Genomic DNA, 24,216 nt, shown 5'->3' with positions numbered 1-24,216 from the left:
TTGGGCTTGATGAAGCGAAGCCCAACTTACGAGAAGCGACCTCCCTGATCTCGCACACCCAATGAATTAATGAAGGAACTGCCATGACCATCCTGATACGCGGCGGCACTGTCGTCAACGCAGACCGCGAATTTAAAGCCGATGTCCTCTGCGACAACGGCAAGATCATCGCCGTCGGCGATAACCTCGACGCACCTGCGGGTGCCGAAGTCATAGACGCTGGAGGCCTCTACGTCATGCCCGGTGGCATAGACCCGCACACCCACATGCAATTGCCCTTCATGGGCACGGTCACGCAAGATGATTTCTTTACCGGCACTGCCGCTGGCCTGGCGGGCGGCACGACCAGCATCATCGACTTCGTCATCCCCAACCCGCAACAAAGCTTGATGGAGGCTTTCAACATCTGGCGCAGCTGGGCAGAAAAATCTGCCGGTGATTATTCCTTCCATGTCGCTGTTACCTGGTGGGATGAGACCGTTCACGCTGATATGGGCAAGCTCGTTAATGAACATGGCGTCAACAGTTTCAAGCATTTCATGGCCTACAAGAACGCCATCATGGCCGATGATGAAATCCTGGTCAAAAGCTTTTCCCGCGCACTGGAGCTCGGTGCCATACCCACCGTGCATGCAGAAAATGGTGAGCTCGTCTATGTCCTGCAGCAAGAGCTCATGAAAAAGGGCATGACAGGCCCACAGTCCCACCCGCTGTCACGCCCACCCATGGTAGAAGGCGAAGCCGCACAGCGTGCCATCGCCATTGCCAATGTGCTTAACACGCCGCTCTACATCGTCCATGTATCCTGCCAGGAGTCACTCGACGCCATCACCCGCGCCCGTGCACATGGCCAGCGCGTATTTGGTGAAGTGCTGGCAGGCCACCTCGTCATTGATGACAGCGTCTACAAGAACCCTGATTTTGCACAATCGGCAGGCCATGTCATGAGCCCACCTTTCCGCAGCAGCCATCATCAAGAGGCTTTGTGGCAAGGCCTGCAAGGCGGCAACCTGCATACCACGGCCACTGATCACTGCACCTTCTGCGCTGCCCAAAAAGCTGCAGGCAAGGATGATTTCACCAAGATACCCAACGGCTGTGGCGGCGTAGAAGAACGCATGATGATCCTGTGGGATGCAGGCGTCAACACTGGCCGCCTGACACCGTCAGAATTCGTCAAGGTAACCTCCGCCAACTGCGCACAGATTTTCAATATCTACCCGCGCAAGGGCGTGATTACCGAAGGTGCAGATGCCGACATCGTGCTGTGGGACGTCAATGGCACCAAGACACTGTCCGCAAAAACGCAATTCTCCAAAGGCGACTTCAATGTCTTTGAAGGCCGCACCGTCAAAGGCATACCAACTCACACCATCAGCGGTGGCAAGCTGGTTTTCAAACAAGGTGAATTAATGGCAGAGATGGGGGCAGGGCGCTATATCAAACGTCCGTCCTTCTCGCCCATGTTTCATGCGCTCAATAGAATGCGCGCGTAAGAAATTATCAAGAAGGATTGAACATGAAGGATTTAACATGACTACGGCAAATCTACGCATCAATGGTCAGCGTCTCTGGGACTCATTGATGGAACTGGCACAAATTGGTGCCACACAAAAAGGTGGCGTCAAACGCCTGGCCCTGACTGACCTCGACAAACAAGGCCGCGACCTCGTCGTCTCCTGGGCCAAGCAGGCCGGCCTCACCGTCACCATAGACCAGATAGGCAATGTCTTCATGCGCAGGGCAGGCAAGAACCCGGCACTGCCACCCATCATGTCCGGCAGCCATATCGACACCCAGCCCACCGGCGGCAAGTTCGACGGCAACTACGGCGTGCTGGCCGCGCTTGAAGTCGTGCGCACCCTCAACGACCACAACATAGAAACAGAAGCACCAATCGAAGTCGCCTTCTGGACCAATGAGGAAGGCTCACGCTTCGTCCCCGTCATGATGGGTTCAGGCGTATTCTGCGGCGCATTCTCATTGGAGACTGCTTACGCCGCCAAAGACACCGAAGGCAAAACCGTAGGCGATGAACTGGAGCGCATAGGCTACAAAGGCACAGAAGTGCCAGGCCAGCACCCCATCGGTGCCTACTTCGAAACCCACATAGAACAAGGCCCGGTACTCGAAGATGCCGACAAGGTCATCGGCGTCGTCCCCGGCGTGCTTGGCCTATCATGGTACGACTGCATCGTCACCGGCATGGAAGCCCACGCAGGCCCCACCCCCATGGCCCTGCGCAAAGACGCCCTGCAAATCTCCACAAAAATCATGCAAGAAGTCGTCAACATCGGCAACCGCTACCCGCCCTATGGCCGTGGCACAGTAGGCATGGTGCAGGTCTTCCCCAACAGCCGCAACGTCATCCCCGGCGAAGTCAAATTCAGCATAGACCTGCGCAACGTGTCGTCCGAATTGCTGGACACCATGCACAATGAAATCCTCGCCTTCGTCGACAAGACCAGCAAGGACAGCGGCCTCAGCATCAGCGTAGAACGCGTCTCCTACTACCCCCCATGCCCCTTCCACCCAGACTGCGTCAACGCCGTACGCGAAGCCACAGCCACCCTGGGCTACAGCACCATGGATGTAGTATCAGGCGCAGGCCACGACGCCATCTACACCGCCAGACTGGCGCCATCAGGCATGATCTTCGTACCCTGCAAGGATGGTATCAGCCATAATGAAATTGAAGATGCGAAATCAGAACACCTGGAGGCAGGGTGCAATGTGTTGTTGCATGCGATGTTGGGGAGGGCTGGGGTGGTGTAGCAGCTTATCAGGAAGGATTCAGGGCGGCTGTGATAGATGCTTGTGGTTTAACTCGAAGTTAATTTTTACTTCGCCGTTTTTACTTCAAGCATCATCTTTTGGTTTTCAACAGTATCATTTCATGCAATCCATACCGCTGCGCCGTTAGCAATTGCAAGCTCACAGGCACGGATAATATTGTACAGCCGATGATTGTAATCAAAGTTATGATCTAAAGCGTTCAGCAAGGTAGTGGCTTCATTTCTTAACGTGACAACATCACTTCCAAATACAAGAATATCCTGATGCTTGAGTGAGCATAGTAAAGAGAGCCCGAGTTCAACGCTTTCAGGCGATCCATATAATGACTTTCGCCACTGCTCCGGTCCTGCCAACTCTGTTCCTGCTGATAAAGGTATCTCGCCTGAAAATTTTCCAGTCAGTTCATCTATATACATTACGGAAACAATCAGGGACATTTTTTACTTGTGTGTATCAATTACTTGGTAAGCCGAGTTTATCAAAGAAAGCTCTATTTCTTTCTTTTGCGGCTGTTACTAGTTGGTTAAAAGAGATTACTTCTATATATGCTTTAAAGTTGTCGTTGAATCCAAAATAGCCCATGCCATCAGCGGTAACGGTTAAATTTGCACTCTTGCAGCGCTTAACCATTTTTTCAGTTAAGTCGCACAAAACATAACAATATCCTGGTATATATTGAGATCCTGGAATAAGGAGGCCAGATGCTGTTTTTGCTTTTCCTTCACGTACTCGCTCTAAATAATCAAGTGACTGCTGAATAGGATCTTTATCTTCACCCTCTTTCATATCATTGCGCATAGGGCGTTTTATCTCAACCACGGTAATCGATGCAAGTGGAAAAGTTGATTGATTATGCACTAGCAAAGGATTGTCAAAAATCCGTAGGCTCAATAAGTCAGGTTCCTTGTTTGAATTGCTTTCGGTGATAGGCATTGCATTTAAAGTTTTGTCCGAAGCTAAGTAGTTATGAAATGCAAGTCTTTCATCAAGAAGCCATAAATTACATGAGTCTAAGAAAACCTCGGTTGAATCTTTTCGCATAGGCATGATTAGCTCATGAATCATATCTTCGCGCGCATATTTTCCGTTGTCCAGGCGTTCTATGGATTTCTGAAGAAGATCAATAATGACCTTGCGGTGAGATACGTAGTTGGCAAGATCTGATTTTTTCAGATCTTCAGCTTTTTGCAAATAAGCTTGCAGTCGTGTGCTATATTCCTCGGCATATTCATCAATTTGTGGCTGCATAATATCGTGCCCTTCACTTAAAAGTTCTCGCTCTATTTCATACCATTGAGCGTGCAGATAAAGTTCTAATTCTTTATCTGTCTTTTCGGGATCGATGATTAGGTCGGCATCATTTACGTAATTTACAATAGGTCTGTACCGTGGTGCTCGAGTCGCTATAAAGTCTTCAACACGTTTTTTTCCAGCAGCTAGATTTTCAGACAGTAGATCCGACAGATATTCTTTCGATCTTTCGAGGACTGCATCACGGATATCTTTTAAACTGAGTTCTGCGTCAGAAAATATACCCTCTAAATCCTCGGTAATATTGAAAGATGTGCGTTCAGTTCTAACATGGTCATTTAAGTAATCTGAGGAAACATAGCATGTGTAGGTGAATTCACCAATCGCATCACCGATTTTGTTATACAGCCCAGGTATTTTTCCTTGAATGTTTTCTTCTTTTACTAATCTGTTTGCCGCACACAGGGCAATTTGATGTTTCTTATTTACTGATGCTCTGAATTTAATATGAGTAAGTTCAAAGATTTTCTCCTTGATAGTAATTTTTTCATGATGTGCTGCTGTGTGCATATGGAGGTCATAGAGATCACTTAAATCCAGTAAGTCATTGCCATCTTTGAAAAAAATCTTAGGCACGCCTTCTTCCCGAACAAAATACCACAAACAATGTTCTAGTAACTGATTGGCGATTGGTTCAGCGCTACTTGGTGCGGCTTTCCTATATTGCTCTTCAAACCCAACTAATTTGATTGTGGTGCCAGTTTCTTTGCCGTGGGTTGAGGTAATCTCATTAGCATGCACACCCAATTTTTCATCAAAGCGAAATGATCTACGCTGGTGGTCTGAAGATTGATCTATAAAATCACTTATAACTTCGACTTGCTTAAACGCTTTTAACCACATCAATCTGCCGACACCACGGCAGCCTTTCTCAATTTTATGATCTGAGTCTAGTGTTTCAAAAGAGTTGAAATTGGCATGATTGAAGCCACAACCATTGTCTTTAATAGTAAAGCCAATTATGGGAGCGATAGCTTTTGCACCGATATCAAGGTTCCCTTGATTCAAGCGAAGAAGTTCGACAGTAATCTGTCCGTCGCTACGCAAATTTCCTTTTTCCTCAATTGATTGAATTGAGTTAACTACTGCCTCAAACATAGGCATTAGGCCATGGCTCTTAGGGAGCGATGTATTGCGCAAGCGGCCCTTTAAATTTGTTTGTAAGCTCACAGTTTCATTCCATTATTTTAGTTGTTTGAAATACCAAATTCATGAAAAACCAACTACGTATATTTTTATTGCAAGGAAATAAATCCATAGACCCCTAATGTAGAGATCCTGCATTGAATGTGATTATATTGTCAATTTATTCTGTGATAATTTGACAAATATTAACTTCTAATTATTCAGCAGCCCCTTGAGTTGCTCATCCAATGAGTCAAACAAACTATGCACGCTGGTTTTAACCCTTGCTTGGATGAAAACATCAAATGGACGATATCGTGCTTCAGTGTGCATTAGAGAAGCAACTGGACCAGGCGGCCATGTCATAACTGATCTTTGACAGACTAGTCGGTTTTCTTGTTTGTTGCTTAGCCGTCCTTTTTCCCCAGAAAACACCCAACAATCGCATCCGCAACAGCCCTGACCCGCGCAGTGCGTGCAAGGTCGCCATGCATGACCAGCCACACGTCGTAGCTGTCTTCCCGCTCTGGCCACAGGCGGGTGAGCAGGGGGTCGTTTTCTGCGAGGTGGACTGCCAGTTCCGCTATGCCCATGCCAGCGCGGGTGGCTTCGAGCATCATCATGACGCTGCTGACTTCCATGGTGACGCGGGCGTTGGCGATGGGCAGGCCGCAGATTTTTTCTGCATGGCGGGGTGCGATGCGGTGTTGATAGGTGATGATGTCGTGGCCGTCGAGGCCTTTGCTGTCTGCTGTTACTTCGTGTTTTTCGAGGTAGGTTTTTGCCGCGAACAGGCCTAGCTTGCGCTTGGTCAGGTGGCGGGCGATCAGGTCTGGGTCGGTGGGTCTGACGAGGCGGACTGCGATGTCGGCTTCGCGTCTGGTGAGGTTGCTCAGTTGGGTTGCGGTGCTCAGCACGATGCGGATATCGGGGTGGCTAGCGTGCAGCTTTTGCATGGCGGGGATGACGAAGTGGCTGGCCATGGTGTCGGACGTGGCAACGCGCACTACGCCTGAGAGGCGGTTATCAATCCCGGCGATTTCGCGCTGCAATTTGTCTGAGGCTTTTTCCATCATCTCGGCGGCTGCTAATGCATGTTCACCTGCCGGTGTCGCCACGTAGCCGGAAGGTGTGCGCAGGAACAGCCGTGCATTCAAGGCCAGTTCCAGCGCGGCCAGACGCCTACCTGCGGTGGCCTGGTCGATATTGAGCGTGGCCGCTGCACTGCGTAGGGTGCCAGCGCGATAAATCGCCAGGAAAATTCTTGTGTCGTCCCAATCCATGTTTGATGCAGTCATTTCAGTATTCAATTGATGATGCATTTTTGCATCATAGCGATGATCTTATGCTTATTTACTGCATCAGACAAGACAACTACCATGCTCCCAGGCTTATTAAAAAAGGAGTTCTCATGAGCAGGGCAAGTGGTGGGCAAGGCAGTATCTATCTGGCGCATGAGTGCGAAACATTGGAAGCGGCAGTGGCAGCGACAGGCGGCCCGCGCCTGGGCAGGCTGGATGAAGCACTGATCTTGCTGACACTGGCGCTGGGTTTCATGATGGCGATGGTGGATGTTACCTCGGTCAATATCGCGCTGCCTGCGATTGCCAGTAATTTTTCCCTGCCGCTGAGCCGCCTGGTATGGGTGGTGGATGCCTATACCCTGAGTTTTGCTTCGCTCTTGCTTATCGGCGGCGCGCTTGCAGAGCGATGGGGCGCGAAGACGACTTACCAGGCAGGCTTGCTGGTGTTTATCCTGGCGTCGCTGTTATGCGGCTTGGCTGATAGCGGTACTGTGCTGATTATTGCGCGGCTATTGCAGGGCCTGGGGGCGGCCTTGTTCATGCCTGCCTCATTGAGTCTCATGAGCCATACTTTCCAGGACCAGAAACAGCGCACAAAAATGTTGAGCATATGGTCGGCACTGGTTGGTGTTGCCAGCGGCAGTGGCCCGCTGATAGGTGGCATGCTGATGCAGCAGTTTGGATGGCGCAGTATTTTCATGGTGAATATCCCGTTGGGGATACTGGGTGTGCTGATGGTGAAGAAGATGATACCCAAAGCACCTGCCCACCCCAGACCGCTGTCCCTGCTCAGTCATGCCTTGCTCGTTGCGGCGTTGGTCAGCCTGACTTTCATCCTGATCGAAGGCCCGGCTTATGGCTGGCAATCTGCACTTGTCATGTTGCTGCTGGCTGGCATGGCCATCAGTGCGCTGGCATTGGTAGTGCAAGAGCGGCGTGGCACTCATCCCTTGTTGCCGCGCGCCCTGTTTGCCAATGCGACTTTCCCGGCGGCGAGCGGTATAGGTTTCCTGATCAGTTTTTCTACCTTCGCGCAAATCTTCTTGTTGGGTATTTTTTTCCAGGATGCCTTGCACATCACAGCCAGCCAGACCGGTTTGCAAATGCTGCCCATGATGTTTTCTTTCATGGTGGGTAATCTGTTGTCGGGCCAGATTTCTGCACGGGTGGGCACGCGCTATCCGCTATTGTTTGGCACGGCCAGTGCAGCCTTGATGGCATTGTGCATACTTGTGACTACACTGAGCTGTGATATGACATCCGCCTTGATGCTGCAGTTACTGACCCTGTGCGCCATGGTCATGAATGTTTCGGTGGGTTTGGCCTTGCCCGCGATGACCGCCACCGTGCTGCAAGTATGTGGAACCCGTTATGCAGGCAGCGCATCTGCCGCCGTCAATGCCAGTCGCCAGATTGGTGCGCTGGTTGGCGTTGCCATCATGGGCGGGATTTTTCATGCGACCGCAGACTGGGCATGGCGCATGCCTGTGGCTTTTGTGGTGCTGATGAGCAGCTATGCGCTTGCCAGTGTGTTGACGTATCTGTTTATTCCCAGATTCAAGCAAGATTGATTGCGCATGCAAAATCAGGAGTGGCCTGGTCATTCCTGATTGTTTGGGTAGTTTCTGTAAATCTCTAAACTCATGTCCCCGCATCTGCAAATGCAGGCCAGACGAACGACGTCGTGTTTCCGTGACCAGTAGTAAATATTGGCAGGGGCGGCCATTCCGAGTTTTTTTTCTTCTTCTCATTACCGCCAGGAATGTGACGCCTGCGTTACCAGGGCGAGGCTACGCATATCGTCGAAACAGGAAAATCCTGAAGTCGTAACAATTTGTAAGAAATTGTTCTTGTGATCATTGTCCGAATGTTGGATACTTTGCCATCTTCCCTACTTTCATGCCTTTTCTGTTCGTCCCATCCGTCTGTTTGTTTGCAGCAATTCTCTAAGTCGATTTTTTCATCAAAGGAAATACGCATGGCCTTGCCTGAGCGCGCGACTGAGCGCCACCTTCTTCATTTCGATCTTGCGCGGCATCTGTCTGCCACCGCTACTACTACAACTTCTGTCACCGACCCTGCGGCCAATATCTTGCACGCTGCCGCGCCTAGCCCGGCGGCCAGCTTCAAGCTGCATGTGGCGATGAATGAATACGATATTACGCCGCATACTGATCAGTCGCTGGTCGAGGGGCGGCAGAAAAATGGTTTCCTGAAAATGGTGCCTGACGAGGTCGTCAGCCATTATGCCGAGGTGGATTTGCCGTCTGATGCAGTAGCGCTGATGTGGGTGACTACGCCGGTGATCGTCGACGGTTATGAAACCGAACGCACGATCTCCATGGGCATCCATGTGCCGCGCGACGCCAGGTTGCGCGACGTAAGGCGCAAGCTCTTGCGCGCCAATCCTGATGAGGCCTTGCACCCCAAGCTTGCTTATCGCCAGTTTGGCCAGAATTTTTTGTCGACGCAATTGCAGGCGATAGAGGCCACGCCTGACCATATCGCCAATTACCAGGATGCGTATGAGACTGCAGTGGCGCTGCTGTTCAAGCATCCTGAACTGATCAATCTCAACCAGGCTGCTACTGAAGGTGGGCCGGTGACGGTGATCGAGGCATGCATACGGCGTGCCCTGAATGATTTTAATCTGGTGGTGCTGAAGATACTTGAACATCCTGATGACTGGTCTACGGTAGAGCGCGTGTATGACGGCGACCAGCCAGCGGTGGGGGATGACGGCAAGCCGGTATTCACCATGGGCCTGCATCCTGATGTGCTCGATGCGATCAGCAAGGCATTGTCGCGGGCGCTGGTGTATGCCAGCCAGGCAGAAGAGTTGCGTGGCCAGACCTGGTCTACCCAGTACGGCACGACCGACGCGGCCTATGACGGCAAGGTGCAACCCAAGCATATGCTGCGCTCAGAAAAACTGCGCGCCTCAAGCGATGTGCGCTGGCGGCTGAAGAACCTGACGCCCACCGATGGCCTGGTGTTCGAGCCGGATGTGCGCTACCAGGCTGCACCAGCCGGCAGCAATTGGCGGGCTGAAGGCACCTGGTCCAGCCGTGAAGACAAACCCAGCTATGCCTTTGATGAAGACGCACAAAAAGCCTTGGCCGACCAAAACCTGTTTGTCGTGCTTGATGACATGACCGGTCCGCTGCGGGCCTTGCCCAATGCCGCCGGGCGCTATGCGGCGCTGGTCACTTCGCCCAGCGGCAGGCATGCCCAGGTTGAATGCATACTGATGGGTGGTGGCACGATTTTGCAGTATCTGGTCACATCGAATGGCGCAGCCTTTGGCAAATCGTATTTTGCAGTAGGCAAGGCGGATGAAGCCAAGAAAGTGTTTCACTTCCCCATGCTCTCCAGCGGTGCGAATGGCAACCTGACCATCGTCCTTAAAAATCACTGGCTGCGTCATTTGTCTTGCTATGTTGAATTTCTCGATGTCAGTGGCAAGGCCAAGGCACCTGAGAACTGGACTTCGCGCTTCCCCTTGTTAGATTCGGTGTTTGACAGTGACAGCTATAAACGCTATGTCGGCATGGTTGACCCTGTAGAAACCATTATGGGCATACCCTTGTCTGCCGATTCTTCTCACTTCGATGTGCCGGTGCCGCATGATGCTGGCACCATACGCTTCACCTGGGGTGGCCTGGGTTGCGGTGCGAATGACCCGGTGGCTTGCCCGCCGGGCATAATCATGACTGTGATCATAGAAATGGCGCTGCCTACGATGTTGCTGGTGGCGGGGGCCGCCCTGACGGCTTCTGGCGGCATGATGAAACTGCTGAAGCAAAAACCGGTCTATGGTGCTTTGCTGGCCGCCTTTGTCGGGATGTATATCGGTTTTGCTGACAACCCCGCCAAGGCTGCATGGACAGTGGGTAAAAAACTGCTGGTCGTGCTGGCCAAGGCTGGCCTCGGTCAACTGACGCAAATCATTGCCGAGATGATAGCCGTTGGTGCTGCCAAGAAAGCTATCCCTTTCATCAACGTGGCCCTGTTACTGGCTGATATTGCTGCCACTGCGGCGCAACTGGCGCAGACTACCAGTGCCATACGTCAGTCGCCACGTGCCCACGTCACGGAAGTCACCCGCAGCATAGACTTGCGCGTTACCGTTACCTCCAGCAAGCTGTACAAAAAATTCCCCGATCATCACCATCACTTGAGCGTGGTGGTAGCTTATGACAATGGCGCGACCCTGCCAAGGCTGGTCAAGACCTTGCCGCCAGAAACCATCAGTGACGATATCGTCATCAGCTTCGATGGCGTGCCCGCTGCTGGCAACCTGCGCGTGCTGGTGTTCTTCTATGCCGAGAATGGCTGGCAATCAGGGCAGGGGGCTAGTGGCTGGCTGAAAGCGGAGGGTAGCAATGGCCAGGCCGTGCTCACTGTGCCACCGATAGAAATCGACATCAACGAAGTGCCACTTGGTGCCTGGTCAATCTATGAACACCAGGAAAAAATCACCATGAAAAATGGTGAGCATGTCTGGAAGGCGGGACCTGCCCCACTGGCGACCATGAAGTCGCCTTCAAGTCAGCATGGCATCATCGAAAAACTGCATTCCATCACCGTGGCACAGTATCCGGAAATGATAGGCTATGCCTGGAAGGCCACTGACCTGCACCTGCCACCTGACGTTGCATCGCGGCCAGCGACCAATGCCAGCATGTACACCACGCAAAACCTGTCGGTGCTGCAACATCCGCAAAAAGCCTACGCTACCCAGCATGTCGGCTTTACCGGTGGTGGTGGCATTGGGTATGACGTGGTATCGCCCGACGATGGCAGTGGCCGCAATTTCCTGATTGACCCCAGCCGTGGCGTCTATCATGAAACCCGCAATCCTGATGGTGGCTTCCATTTGCGCCGGGTGGCTTTGCAATATAGCCACGTGCCAGAATTCAATGCTGTTGCCAACCAGAGCTGGGGCCGCTTCCCCGACAGCATAGACCAGATGGTGGTACACCCGCATGGCTATGTATTTGGCATCAACCGCAGCATCCACAAAATCTACCGTATTGGCTTGCCTACCCAGGCTGGCAGTGATGCCAGCGCGCCGCTGGCCACCCTGATGTCGGGCGAAGGCAAGCGCCACGGCCTCATCAAGACACCGGTAGCAGTTGCCCTGGCTGTGGATGGGCGTGTGCTGGTGCTGGAGTCAGGCAATGTACGCGTCCAGTGTTTTGATGTGAATGGCAATCCGGTGGCCTACTTTGCCAATCCCGAAGGCAAAGAACTGACCAAAGTGCCTGTCATGGCGCTGCGCCCTGGCAAGCTCAACCTGCTTGACATGGCGGTTGAGGCCAAGGGCCATATCTTTATTCTTGGTCACACTGGCAGTGGTGCCAAGCCCGAAGACTACCGCATGGATTTGTACGACCCGGCAGGTGTCTTCCTCGCCAGCACTGGCAACTTCACTGCGGCGCGCATTACCGTTGACTTGCTGCGCAACCTGTTTGCCCTTAATTACGAAGTGTTGGCTGGCAAAGATGGCCGCCCCGAACCTGGCATCAGCCACTGGCGTCCACCTGCACCTCCACAACATTAAGTCACCAGGATATATCAATGAAAACATTCGCCGGAAAATTTCAGTTCACCGTTGGTAACCATAAGCTCATCCTGTGGGAGCAAAGACTGGGCCTGATCAGCAAAGACCGTACTACCATCCGCAAAAATGGCACTGACACCTATGTGCCACTGCCAGCAGATGCGGGCAGTTTTCTTGCCATTGCCAAGGGTGATGGCACATTCGTGCTGCAAGCCAGCAATGGCGAGATTGTCAGCTTCAATCAATTTACCCCGCATCTGATAGCCACCACGCTGCCCACTGGCATGCCGCTCTATCCTGTGCCTGTGCGTCCATTACGTCTGAAGCTTGACCGTTTGCGCACCCCGGTTGGAGTCAAAGTCAACCTGCGTTTTTATCTTGAAGGTCAGGACCCGACAAAACTGTTTGACCTGATATGTAACCCGCATTTCGTCGAAGTGGACGATATCAGCAAGGCGCGTCACTTGAGTAATCTGAATAGCGTGCCCATGGCAGGCGACACGAATGCTGTGTGGACAGCCGTGCAGCTTGGCGATGGCGTGGACCAGATGCAGGCCAGCAAGTCGGTCACGCATTTTGACTTTACCCCGGCTGGCGCTGCCATCGTTGAGTTGTCAGGCGAAAATCTGGCGGGCATCAATTTTGGCCGCGCCAATTTCAGTCGTGCTTTGCTCAAGGACACCATTCTTACCAGTGGAACCTTCAACAAGGCCAGTTTTAGCCGCGCCACACTTGATGGTGCCGATTTTAGTGGCTCGGCCATGACGGGGGTAGATTTTACTTTCGCCTTGATGAAAGGCACTAACCTCAGCACGCTGACCGGCGGTAATTGTGATTTTTCAAACTGCGATCTGCTCAGCGTCATCAATAGTGCGCCACTTGTGCTGACTTCTACCGCTGCTGCTCCCATGCGCTTTGTGCGCAGCAAACTTAAATACGCCCTGATTGGTAAAGACTGGAGCCACAAGATACTGGCCTATGCCCGTATCACTGAGCGACCAAGCAACATCGACGACCTCAATGCACAGTCCGCCGACCTTACAGTCGTTGACCTGAGCGGGCTCAGCGGGGCAAGGGCCAACTTCAATAATGCCATCATGCGTGGCATCAAGCTGTCCAATGCCAACCTGCCCGCCGCCCAGTTCAAGGCCAGCATCCTGGAAACCACACTGGAACTACCAGCGGCAGACTTTACCAATGCGAGCCTGACAGGCTGCAGCTTTGAAAATGCACTCCTCTCGGGTGCCAGCTTTTCCGGCGCGCGCATGGATGAAACCACATTCAATGGCGCTACCATGCGCCTGACCAACTTCAGCAATGCCTACCTCAAGGCTGTTAACTTTAGCGCGGTCGAACAAAAAATGATGACTGGTGCCAGCTTCACCCGCGCTTTTTTGGTTGGTTGCGACTTCAGTAATGCCGACTTGTCTACTTACGACACCATCGCTGTCAACATGACCAGTGCGTATCTGCAAGGCGCAAATTTCACGGGGGCCAAACTGGATGGCACTTTCCTCACCGACGCTGGCATTTCCGAAGGCGAAGGCAGTCTCAGCGTCAAGCTTGGTGGCATCACTTTCCCCGTCAATTACGAGGCGACGGAGATCGATCCTGAAATTTCCACCAGCGCCAACACTACCTGCCCCATCGGCGCACCCGGCCCCTGCACTGAGGACAAAATGCACACCCTCAAACCTTTCCCCACATCGTGGCCGTGGCCAGGGCGGCTCAAGCAGTTGCAGAAGAAACGGAGATAAACAGGCAAGGGTTGGCCAGTGTGTGAAGATGGTGATGCCGAGACAAATAGTTCGCACCAGAGGACAGACTGACCAACTCCCTGAAGGGCAGGGGATCTCGTACTCTTTGCAGTAAACAATAAATGCAGAGGGTCCGGCAGGCTGTTTCTTTAGTTCCAGTTATTCGGCAAGTCCATAAATTATTCATCCAGCATATCAATCAGGCTGCACACGGCAAGCCTTATCCACCGCCTTGATGGAAACACCAGGTGGACGATGCCGTGCTTCTGCGTCCAGTAGGGAATGAGCTGGACCAGGCGGCCATCCTTCAATTCTCCTTCCTCATCACTGGCAGTGTCACGACGCCTGCACCAGCGATGGCAGCCAGGCGTCAGCAGCGTGTGCCTAATGCCTTGACACCCAGTTCGCTGGCTTCGAGTTGCAGGGTCACGCCCAGGCGTTCTTCCAGCAGGGCGATGCGGCGGCTGAGTTTTGATTTGGGTATACCTATGGCACGCCCAGCCATATTACTGATTACCGGAATCTGATCAACAGCTATACCAGGGCAACAGCGAGCAAGTAAGATTTTGAAGCGGCAAGCCTGCTTGCATGGAACAGAAGGGCTTCCTTATATGTATAGGGAAGCCCTTTCCTGCCTTCATTCAGCCAGGGTCATACCGGGTGTTACTGCATGCATGGGTCGCAGGCTTCTTTACTGTATTTATTGCGGCAGATGTTTTTGCCCGGATATTTTTTCTCAAGATCAGCAAAATATTTGCAGGTCGATTCTTTCAATGGCTTGATTTCAGGCAGTTGCATTTTGACGCCATTCTGGTCAGACACGCTGAGACGTGATCCATTTGCATCAGAGCGTAATTCTATGCCATTGTCACTGTTCCAGAGACGCAGGGCGCTGGCTTCACCTTCAGGCCCGGCGACGAATAAAGCCAGTTGTTTATGCTTGCTGTCGAGGGTAATCATGGCGTTGCTGCCATTGTCCTGGGTGACATAACCACCGCGTTCTATGCCTTCTTCATCAAAGATGATCAGACCAGCCGCATTGCTGCCACGCGGTGTGACTTTGCCATCGATAATGGCATCGGGCAGGTTACCACCAAGGCGGGCACGGACTATGCCCTTGTTGTCGACGATGACGATTTCTTTGGCTTTGATAATACCGCTTTGATCCGGGCCTTGCGCCTGGGTAGGCGAGGCAGTGAACCATACGGCGATGCACAGGAAAACCAATGCTTGCAGCCAGAACAGTTTTTTCATGCGCTTGTTGGATTGCTCGCAGTCAGCCAGCCTTTGCATTAAATCTGCATTCATATTTTCTCTTTTTTTAAATCAGGGTTGATGTTTGCAAATGAGTTTTACCCATTTATTTTTTGGGGATGTCTTTTGCAAATCAGATGACTGTCCTTGGCGGATAGACATAAGACTATTTAAAAAGTTTCATCGTGGAAACTATTATTGCACATATGAATACTGTTGAGTTTGCAATTTAGCATTGCATGTATAGAAAACAGATTGATCCGTCGCCGGGACGGATCGGTGAAACAAGTAAGGGGCTGGTATCAGTAAAAAAGACGCATGCGAATGAACAAATCAAACATAGGCATGGATATCAAATTCATCGATCTGCTCAGGGTTCATGAACAGCCTGCCGTATTCCAGATAGGCACCTGATTTAAGGAAGAGCCCGAATAATTCTGCATCGATATGCTGGTCTTTTTTCATGAAACTCATGATCTTGATCGCTTCTGACAGGGTCTTGCCTTTCTTGTAGGGACGGTCAGCAGCGGTCAGGGCTTCGAAGATGTCGGCGATCGCCATCATGCGCGCGGGGATGCTCATGTCGGCGGCGGCCAGGCGTTTGGGGTAGCCTGTGCCATCCATTTTTTCATGATGACCACCGGCGATTTCTGGCACTCTGGCCAGGTGACGCGGGAAGGGGAGTTTTTCCAGCATCATGATGGTTTGTATCATGTGTTCATTGATCTTGTAGCGCTCTTCTTCTGACAGGGTGCCACGTGCCACGGTGAGGTTATAGACCTCGCCACGGTTATACAGATGCTCTGGTACCTTGACCTTGAAGCCCCAGGGGTTGTCAGGTGTGATGGTGTCGCGGGGTGATCTGGTGAAGATGTGTTCTGGCTTGTCGCTCAGCAGCTGTTCCTGCACTGGTAAGCTGGGTTCTGTTGTGCGGTTTTTGCGTTCTTTTTCATCGTGGGAAATGCCGATGCGGTCAGACAGTGTCCTGAGCCAGTGGCGTCCGGCGATGTCTTGTATGCGGGCGATTTTATCGGGGGCCATGAATTCACCGCCTTCATTGCATTCTGCGAGGAAGGCGAAATCACTGTCCAGCTTGTCGATATTTGCGTCTAGTTGGGTTTTCAATTCCGTCGCATTACCACCATTGGCTACCGCTTGCCAGTAATCGATTTGCGCGTCGCGTTTCAAGACTTCAAAGCGCATGCGTATTTCATGGATGCGGTCGTACAGGGTTTCCAGCTTTGTGGCTTTGTCGACGATGTATTCAGGTGTCGTGACTTTACCGCAATCATGCAGCCAGGCGGCGATGTGCAGTTCTTCCCATTCTGCGTCTGTGAGCTGGAAGCCGGCAAAGGGACCTTCGGTTTCCTTGCAGGCAGCCTGGGCCAATAGTTTTGTGAGTACCGGTACACGCTGGCAATGGCCGCCGGTGTAGGGGCTCTTGGCATCGATGGCGCTGGCGATGAGTTGTATGAAGGCTTCCAGCAGGGCTTTTTGTTCCTGTATCAGGCGCTGGTTTTCGATGGCGACTGCGGCTGCGCCAGATACTGCTTCGGCCATGGCTTGCCTGCCCGGGTCTATGTTTGCATCATCTATCACCAGGGCGATTGCGCCGACCAGCGTGCCGCTCCTATCTTTCAAGGGGATGGCGATCAGGGTGGTGGTGTGGTCGGTGGCAGGCAGGGTGCTGAAGTAGCGTGTCAGGTCCGCTGCCTGCAACTGGCAAATGCTGCTGCGGGACTTGCACGCCTGTATGACGGGGTGGTTCTCATCTGCCATGCTGATGCTGTGTGCATTGGTTTCCAATACCTGATGATCAACATAGGCTTGCACCACTTGCATGGCCTTGTCTTGCGGTTGATAGAGATAGAGGATACCGGATTTGGCTTCGGTGATTTCTGACATTTCCTTTAGTACCCGTGCCAGCAATTTGTCGTAATTGGTTTCTGATGCCAGGCTGCTGGCAATGTCGAGGAAGGAGCGTATGGTCGCCTTCATGCCGCGCATGGAATTGCTGAGATCAGCAATTTCCTTGATGCGTGACTGGATATTGATGGGGCTCTTGAAATCGAAGCGGGCAATCTTGCTGGCTTCGTCATTCAATTGTTTCAGGGGGTTGGATGCCAGGCGCGAGAAGTAAATGGTGACAGCTATGCCTATCATCAGCATTACCAGAAACAGCAAGCTCGTTTGCTCGCGCATCCTGATGATATCGGCCAGTAATTCTTCATGCGGGCTGGCGATGAGTATGCGCAGGTCATGGCCGCCGGGGATATTTATCTTGCCCTGATAGGTCGCCCAGGTTTTATCGATTGCATCCAGTGTCTGGCTGCTATTGCCAGTACTGCTGTCGAGTTCGCGTATTTTATTGAGGACTGGGGCATTTTGCTCAGCCAGGGTGGGCATGCCCTGGGTACCATCGAGCTTGGTGACGATCTGTGGTTTATAGGCGGGCTGTTTGCCGTTTTGCCAGGCTAGCAACTGACCCTTGCTATCTATCAGGGCGATTCTGGTGGAAGGGGTGACGTTGCTGTTTCTGATGGTTTCATGGATGGTGGGCATTTCTATGTCGATGCCGACGACAGCATCGGCATCGACAATTTTTTGTGCATAAGTCACGCCTATCTGGCCGGTCGTGAAAAAGTAATAGGGTTCGCTGACATTGGCCTGGCTGGCGTTTTTCATGGCGGTTTCATACCAGCCACGCTGACGCGGGTCATAATTGCGCAGAGGGATTTGCTGGCGGCTGATTTCATTGAGCCTGTCGTCCAGATACACCAGGTGTTCTACCATCTTGCCCGCATCCATGCTGCTGCTTTGCACTATCCAGGCTGTTTTATCCGGTGCCTTGAATATGTCTTGCCCACCATTGGATTTGGCATACTGGCGTAGCAGAAAAAATTCGCCATTGGCAAAACCCACATAAGCAGAGGTCGCAGATTTGACGCTGACGATGGCCTTGGCCAGATAGTTAACGTGGGTAAGACGTTCGTTCAGATCTTTGCCAGAGATGGGATGTGATTGGGCAAGTATCTCCGTCTGGTTTTTTACCGGTTCATAAATGTCTTTGACATTGCTGGCGACTTCATTACCTATCAGGGCATAGCTGCTATTGGCTTGCGCCAATATGATCTGGCTCATGCGGCTGAATTGCACAGTGCCCATGGCGATGGCAAAGATAAGGATCAATGCAGTAAAGAGATACGAGATGTAGATATAGAATTGAACATTCCTGGTTGCACGCATTGCCTGGTCCGCCTGTTTTGGTGGGTGACGCGGTGGAAGAAGTGAAGCAATGAATATAGCAAAGAGCAAAGCAAATAAGATATGTAATGAGCATATCTAAAAAGCAATAATTGTGGTAGTGCTTTATCTAATAATGCACGAAAACTTTTCACTTGCTGGCAATGCGTTGGCAATGAGAAATTGATGCACTCGTGAAGTGTTGCGTTGATGATGAAGAAATGAGTTGATGAAGTGAAGCGCAATGCTTCAAGGCATTTCAAGAGACCGGCAAATCCACATAAAACCTGGTGGCTTGTCCGGGTATCGATTCAAAACCTATGGTGCCGCCCATTCTTTCTACCAGTTCGCGGGTGATGGCCAGGCCCAGGCCGGTGCCGCCGTTTTGCCGTGTGTCAGAAGAATCTGCCTGGGCAAATTTCTGGAATATCCTGTCGCGGAATTCATGCGGTATGCCGACGCCGTGATCAATGACGATGATGCGCAGCTTATGTCCCCGCTTTTCTGCTTCGATGCTGACCACATCATTTTCAGGTGAATACTTGATGGCATTTGACAACAAGTTCGACAAGACTTGCATGAAGCGCTGGGTATCGACCGAGATATTGATCTCCGGCATTCGTTTTGCCAGTTGCAGGCTGACTCCACGTTCTGAACCAAAGGTCTGATTGGCTTCCACCGCCTGTTGCAGCAACTCGCGTATGGCGATCGTTTCAGGGCGGAATGTCATCTTGCCTGCCGTGAGTTTCTCCATATCCAGCAAGTCATTGATGAGGAAGGTCAGACGCTGGCAGTTTTTGTTGGCGACATCGATCATCTGTTTCATGCGTTCTGGATAGCTGCCAAAGACGCCGCCAGAAATCAGACCAAGTGCGCCCGAGATAGAGGTGAGGGGTGTGCGCAATTCATGGCTGACTGTAGAGATAAATTCATTCTTGATGGTTTCAGTGCGCTTGCGTTCGGTAATATCACGCATCAGGGCGATGAACAGTGGTTGCCCTAATCTTGAAACGGTGGATACCGACAAATCAAGCGGGAACAAGCTGCCATCTTTACGACGGGCTTCCACTTCGCGCCCTATGCCTATGATGTTTTGTATGCCGGCTTTTTGCGCTTGTTCATTGTCGCTTTCGTGCACGGGATAGGGGATGATCTGGCGTATGTTCTGACCCAGTAATTCGTCAACGGCATAATCAAAAATATGTGCTGCTGCATTGTTGACGCTGAGGATGATCTCCTGGTCATCAAAGGTGATGATGCCATCCAGCACATTATCAAGTACTGCGCTGGTATGGGCAGCCTGGTCGCGCAAGTCTTCTGCGGCGGCTCTTCTCTCACTGATATCCTGAAAGGTGCCGTAGACACGTACACACACGCCTTCTTCAAATTGCGGGAAGCCGATTACGTGTACCCATCTGTCATTGCCCTTGGCACTGAGTATACAAAATTCGCTATCAAAAGAAATATTCTCGCGTATGGCCCTGACAAATAATTCACGAATTTCTTGCTGGTTTTTTGCGCCTTTGTAAAAAGCTATGGCATTATCAACACCGCATTCAAATGTCTCATCAACTTCATGTATCTGCCGGGTGACTTTACTCCATTGCAGCTTGCGGGTTTTGACTTCAAAGCCCCAGGTACCTATGCGCGCGGCAGTATTGGATTTTTCCAGCAATTCATAGGCGTGTTCGAGTTCTGCTTCCGCTTCTTTTTGCTTGGTGATGTCGGCATGGCTGCCTGACATGATCAGGGGTTCGCCATTGGGCCCCCAACTGACGACGCAACCACGGTCATGTATCCATATCCAGTGGCCGTCCTTGTGACGCATGCGGCTCTTCAGATCAAAGTACTCGATTTCACCCCTGAAGTGCTGTTCTATCATGGCGCTGGTCAGCTTCAGGTCTTCAGGATGGCATAGCTTGAGCCAGGTATCAACGGTAGTGGGCTCCAGTTCTGCCAGGGTGTAACCCAGCATCTCGGCCCAGCGCTCGTTATAGATGGTTTCGCCGGTGAGGATATTGCATTCCCATGTGCCGATATTGGTGCCCTTGATGACATTGACCAGTTGACGCTCAGTTTCATACCTGCGCTTTTGCGCACGTGCTGCGCTGATCAACTGACCAAGCGTGCTGAACAGGGGTTTTAAGAATTCTGTTACATACTGGTCGTAGGCATCTGGCTTGTTGGCGATACCGACCAGGGCTATCAGTTCGCCATCGTATTGCACGGGTATGCACAAGAAGCATTGCAAGGCATCGAAATGTGCAGGAAAAACCTTGTCGAGCGCATCTGCTGCATTGTCGATGACTGCTTGCCCTGATCTGAGGGCTGCGCCATATCTGGATTTTAATTGCAGGCAGGCGATATCCCTGGCGGCGGTGTCCAGGCTAGTGCTGGAAATATTCGGGCTGAGTGTATTCCAGGCCAGCATCATGCTTTTCAGGGCAGGATTGCTGACAGTATTATTCTTGACTTCGCAAATGAAGCCGTAAGCGCTGCCTGTCAGTTTCAAGATCGCAGCCAGCAGTGATTCAAAGCCTTTTTCCTGATCTGTTTCACGTATGAACAGAGCCTGTGCCATGGCGATGGCGTCGCTGAGTGCACGTTGCCTTTGCAGTTGCCGGTCAAGTTCCTGTCTTTTCATGACGCCAGTGACCCAGTCGGCCAGCAGGCGTACAAATTCTGTTTCTACTTCTGAAAACGGGAATGACCTTGGCTCGGTATGCCAGATACACAGTGCAGCATCATCCCTGGCATTGATATGCAGGCGCAGGCCTATCAGGCATTGTATCTGTGCAGGCACTTTGCCCCTGTACTTGCTTTCTGCCAGGTCTGCCGCATGAATGAGGCCCTTGTTCGCATCTTCTGGCAGGATGCACAGCGGTGCAGAATGCGAGCTTGCCATTTCAGGATGCAGAGAATCTCCGGACTGACAGACCAGGCTGGCTTTGCCACCTGCTTGCACGCGGCTGATCTGGCCGCAAGTCATACCCAGATAGTCACAGGCCATGGCCAGGGTCTGTTGCAAGGCTGCTTCAGGGTTCTGGTGCGACAGGGCAGTGATGGCAGTCAGCGATAGCAAGGCATGCAATTGTCTTTGCTGTTCTTCGCGTGAAAATTCACTCTCGACACAATCAGCCAGGTCACGCAGGGCAGCCAGGTCTTCTGCGCTGAGTATGCGCGGTTTGGTGTCGATGATGCACAGGGTGCCCAGGCTCTGGCCGTTACGTGCGCGCAAGGGGGCGCCAGCATAAAAGCGGATATTGGGGACATGGCTGACCAGAGGGTTGTCGGCAAAACGCGCATCCTGGCTGGCATCGGCGACGTACAGGATATCTGGCTTGAGTATCGCATGGCCGCAGAAAGAAATATCTCTCGCCGTTTCGCTGACATCCAGACCCTGTTTTGATTTGAACCACTGACGCTCACTGTCGATGAGGGAAACCAGAGCGATGGGTGTCTTGAACAGGTGACTTGCCAGCCGCGTCAGCCGGTCAAAACGCTCTTCTGGCGGTGTGTCCAGTATGGCGCAGGCTTGCAGGGTTTGCAGGCGCAATATCTCATCGACAGGAAAATCAGGTGCTTGCATCGTGAATCAGTCGTGAGCGTGGCTTGCCAGACCGTCCAGCCATTTTTGTAAGCCTTCGCCATACAGCGGTTTGCTGGCGAAATAGCCTTGCATGGAATCACAACCAAGCTGGCGCAGGCTTTCTCGTTCGGCTGCGGTTTCTATGCCTTCGGCAATCACGCTCAAACCCAGGCCATGGCCCATTTCTATGATGGCCTTGACCAGACCCTGGGTCGTGGGCAGTTTGTCGATATCGGTGACAAAACTGCGGTCTATCTTGAGTTCACTGACGGGCAGGCGCTGCAAGTAGGACAGGGAAGAATAGCCAGTACCAAAATCATCGATAGACAAATCGAGACCAATGGCGCGCAGTCGGTTCAGCAATTCTATGGTGCTGCCCGGGTCTTCCATGATGCCGCTCTCGGTAATCTCCAGCTTCAGCAATTTGGGGTCAAGGTCATACTGACGCAACAGGGCCGCAATCTGGTCCGGGAAGCTGGTGTCACGCAAATCATGGGTGCTGACATTGACGGCAATGGTTTGGCCGGGATATTTTTCTTGCCAGTTTTTGAGTGTGACGATGGCTTGTTCCAGCATCCACATGGTGAGCATGCTGATATAGCCTGTGCGTTCAGCAAAGGGGACAAACTCTGCGGGCGAAATAAAACCGCGTACAGGATGTTGCCAGCGCACCAGCGCTTCAAAACCATAGGCCTTGCCAGATTGCAGATACAGCTTGGGTTGCAGCCACATTTGCAATTCTGATTCCCTGACAGCAGAGCGCAAGTCAGACAACAGGCTAAGATGGGTCAGGCGCGAAGCTTCTTGCGCATCGGTGTACCAGGCGGATGAGCTGGCGCTGCGTTTGGCCGCATACAGGGCAACTTCAGCATTTCTGATCAGGGTCATCAAGGGCAAGGGTGTGGCTGCGGTGATGGCAAAGCCATATACCAGACTGACATCGACCGAGTGCTGGCCGCACTTGACCGGATCGGCCATGGCAGCATCTATGCGTTGGTGCAAGTCTTCAATCGCAGTTTTGGAGCTGTCATGGCAAAGTATGGCAAACGCACCGCCAGCCAGTCTGGCGAGCCATGGTTTTTGTGACGCAGTATCGCCGCCGATAACTGTTTTAAGACGCATGGCCACATCTGATATGACAGTATCACCGGTATCAAAACCCAGGGTTTCATTGATGACTTTCAGACGTGCCAGGTCCATCAGGATAAAGCCCTGGTGGGGTAAACCCTGGCCTTCATGGGTTTTGAGCAGCAGGGTGCGGTTGGGCAAGCCGGTCAGGCTGTCGTAATACGCCAGACGCTCTACTGCTTGTTCGCGTATGCCTATGGCTTCAGCCATGGTGTTCAGGGCTTCACCGACGCGTGCTACTTCTTCAGTCTTGCTGGGGATGAAGCGTGTCTGGTAATCACCTCTGGCAATTTGCAAGGCGCTGGTTTCCAGACGTGCCAGCGGCCTGACCACGCTACGGGTAGTCAGCCACGCCAGTACCGCAGCCAGGATCACGCCAAATATTGAGAGCATGGCCACCATCTTGCCAGTTTCTTCCAATTCCAGTTGCGCTTCCGCCTGATGCGTCTGGATCAGCTCCTGCTCGCGTTTGAGGAAGGTTTTTGACTGATCCAACAAGGCATCCAGCGCAGGTTTTACCCGCGTGATAAAACTGGCCTTGGCGGCATCTTGCCCTTCATCTTCCAGCTGGTTGACTGTATCAAGATAGTGCTGATTGTAGATCGCCCGTTTTTGCTTGAGGACTTTCAGGCTTTTCAATTGCTCATCATCACTGAGGCTGGCTTCGAGATCGCTGATCAGACGATCTATGCGGCGATTTTTTTCATCGACGATGGTGTATTCAGGAACACGTTGTTCATAAGGAACAGTCAGGAATTGCAACAGGGCTCTTCCGACGTTTTCTGTTGCGACACTGAGTTCTTGCACATATAAAAGACTTTGCACCTCTTTGCGGGCAAATTGCTCATTACGCGCAGTCATGTTGCGAATTTGTGAAATTGGCAACAGCAATACAATACTGAATAAAATCAGCAGCAAACCATAGCTGAGCGCCAGACGCATACCTATACGGCGCAAGCGCAGGAGCTGAATCAGACGATTTAAGCTAGAAGACATAAGTTATCAATGTATCGTTTTGGTTTGCTACAGAAGGTGCAGTTTCCAGATTCATGCAAAAGCCACTGGCATGGCATGAGCCTGACATTATGGTCTTATGTTAATGCACTATTAACAGCGAGAGCAATACTATTGTGAGTGAGCGAT

General features: G+C 51.9%; 12 protein-coding genes and 1 pseudogene. 5 read left to right on the top strand and 8 right to left on the bottom strand.

What is annotated here, in order from left to right; translation table 11 throughout:
- Positions 1–83: 83 nt before the first annotated feature.
- Together hydA and AC07OI_RS20285 are read left to right on the top strand one after the other, a co-directional pair.
- Positions 84–1,496, top strand: a complete 1,413-nt coding sequence (gene hydA, locus AC07OI_RS20290) for a dihydropyrimidinase (RefSeq protein ID WP_495258510.1) — start codon at positions 84–86, stop codon at positions 1,494–1,496.
- A gap of 37 nt (positions 1,497–1,533) precedes the next feature.
- Positions 1,534–2,775: a Zn-dependent hydrolase gene (locus AC07OI_RS20285; protein ID WP_495258509.1), complete on the top strand. Its 1,242-nt coding sequence runs from the start codon at positions 1,534–1,536 to the stop codon at positions 2,773–2,775.
- 119 nt (positions 2,776–2,894) lie between these two features.
- Here AC07OI_RS20285 and AC07OI_RS20280 read toward each other — a convergent pair whose 3' ends face one another.
- From AC07OI_RS20280 to AC07OI_RS20270, 3 genes are all read right to left on the bottom strand, one after another.
- The gene (locus AC07OI_RS20280) at positions 2,895–3,233 is read right to left on the bottom strand and encodes a hypothetical protein (protein ID WP_495258508.1); all 339 of its coding nucleotides are present in this window, start codon (positions 3,231–3,233) and stop codon (positions 2,895–2,897) included.
- 16 nt (positions 3,234–3,249) lie between these two features.
- The gene (locus tag AC07OI_RS20275; protein ID WP_495258507.1) at positions 3,250–5,277 is read right to left on the bottom strand and encodes an ATP-binding protein; all 2,028 of its coding nucleotides are present in this window, start codon (positions 5,275–5,277) and stop codon (positions 3,250–3,252) included.
- A 362-nt stretch (positions 5,278–5,639) separates the two neighbouring features.
- Positions 5,640–6,515, bottom strand: coding sequence for a LysR family transcriptional regulator (locus tag AC07OI_RS20270; protein WP_495258640.1), 876 nt, complete (start codon positions 6,513–6,515; stop codon positions 5,640–5,642).
- A 128-nt stretch (positions 6,516–6,643) separates the two neighbouring features.
- Here AC07OI_RS20270 and AC07OI_RS20265 point away from each other — a divergent pair, with 128 nt between their 5' ends.
- From AC07OI_RS20265 to AC07OI_RS20255, 3 genes are all read left to right on the top strand, one after another.
- Positions 6,644–8,107, top strand: a complete 1,464-nt coding sequence (locus AC07OI_RS20265) for an MFS transporter (protein WP_495258506.1) — start codon at positions 6,644–6,646, stop codon at positions 8,105–8,107.
- A 407-nt stretch (positions 8,108–8,514) separates the two neighbouring features.
- The gene (locus tag AC07OI_RS20260) at positions 8,515–12,102 is read left to right on the top strand and encodes an NHL repeat-containing protein (RefSeq protein WP_495258505.1); all 3,588 of its coding nucleotides are present in this window, start codon (positions 8,515–8,517) and stop codon (positions 12,100–12,102) included.
- Positions 12,103–12,119: 17 nt separating this feature from the next.
- On the top strand, positions 12,120–13,859 hold the full coding sequence (locus AC07OI_RS20255; protein ID WP_492706637.1) for a pentapeptide repeat-containing protein: 1,740 nt from the start codon (positions 12,120–12,122) through the stop codon (positions 13,857–13,859).
- 420 nt (positions 13,860–14,279) lie between these two features.
- On the opposite strand, the pseudogene AC07OI_RS20250 reads toward AC07OI_RS20255, so the two are convergent.
- The 5 genes and pseudogenes from AC07OI_RS20250 to AC07OI_RS20230 form a co-directional block, all read right to left on the bottom strand.
- Positions 14,280–14,361, bottom strand: a pseudogene (locus tag AC07OI_RS20250) (LysR family transcriptional regulator); the annotation flags it as partial.
- A gap of 161 nt (positions 14,362–14,522) precedes the next feature.
- A complete protein-coding gene (locus tag AC07OI_RS20245) occupies positions 14,523–15,167 on the bottom strand; it encodes a hypothetical protein (protein WP_495258504.1) in 645 nt (214 codons plus the stop codon).
- Between the two features lie 279 nt (positions 15,168–15,446).
- Positions 15,447–18,359 (bottom strand): HD domain-containing phosphohydrolase, encoded by a 2,913-nt coding sequence (locus AC07OI_RS20240; protein WP_495258503.1) that lies wholly within the window; start codon positions 18,357–18,359, stop codon positions 15,447–15,449.
- A gap of 256 nt (positions 18,360–18,615) precedes the next feature.
- Positions 18,616–21,945 (bottom strand): PAS domain S-box protein, encoded by a 3,330-nt coding sequence (locus AC07OI_RS20235; RefSeq protein WP_495258502.1) that lies wholly within the window; start codon positions 21,943–21,945, stop codon positions 18,616–18,618.
- A 6-nt stretch (positions 21,946–21,951) separates the two neighbouring features.
- Positions 21,952–24,069 (bottom strand): EAL domain-containing protein, encoded by a 2,118-nt coding sequence (locus tag AC07OI_RS20230; protein WP_492706645.1) that lies wholly within the window; start codon positions 24,067–24,069, stop codon positions 21,952–21,954.
- Positions 24,070–24,216: the final 147 nt, after the last annotated feature.

The sequence above is a fragment of the Undibacterium sp. GW821-FHT07F11 genome (genome assembly GCF_059418665.1).
The sequence above is the reverse complement of the archived record's forward strand: the minus strand, read 5'-3'. Positions and strand labels throughout refer to the sequence as shown.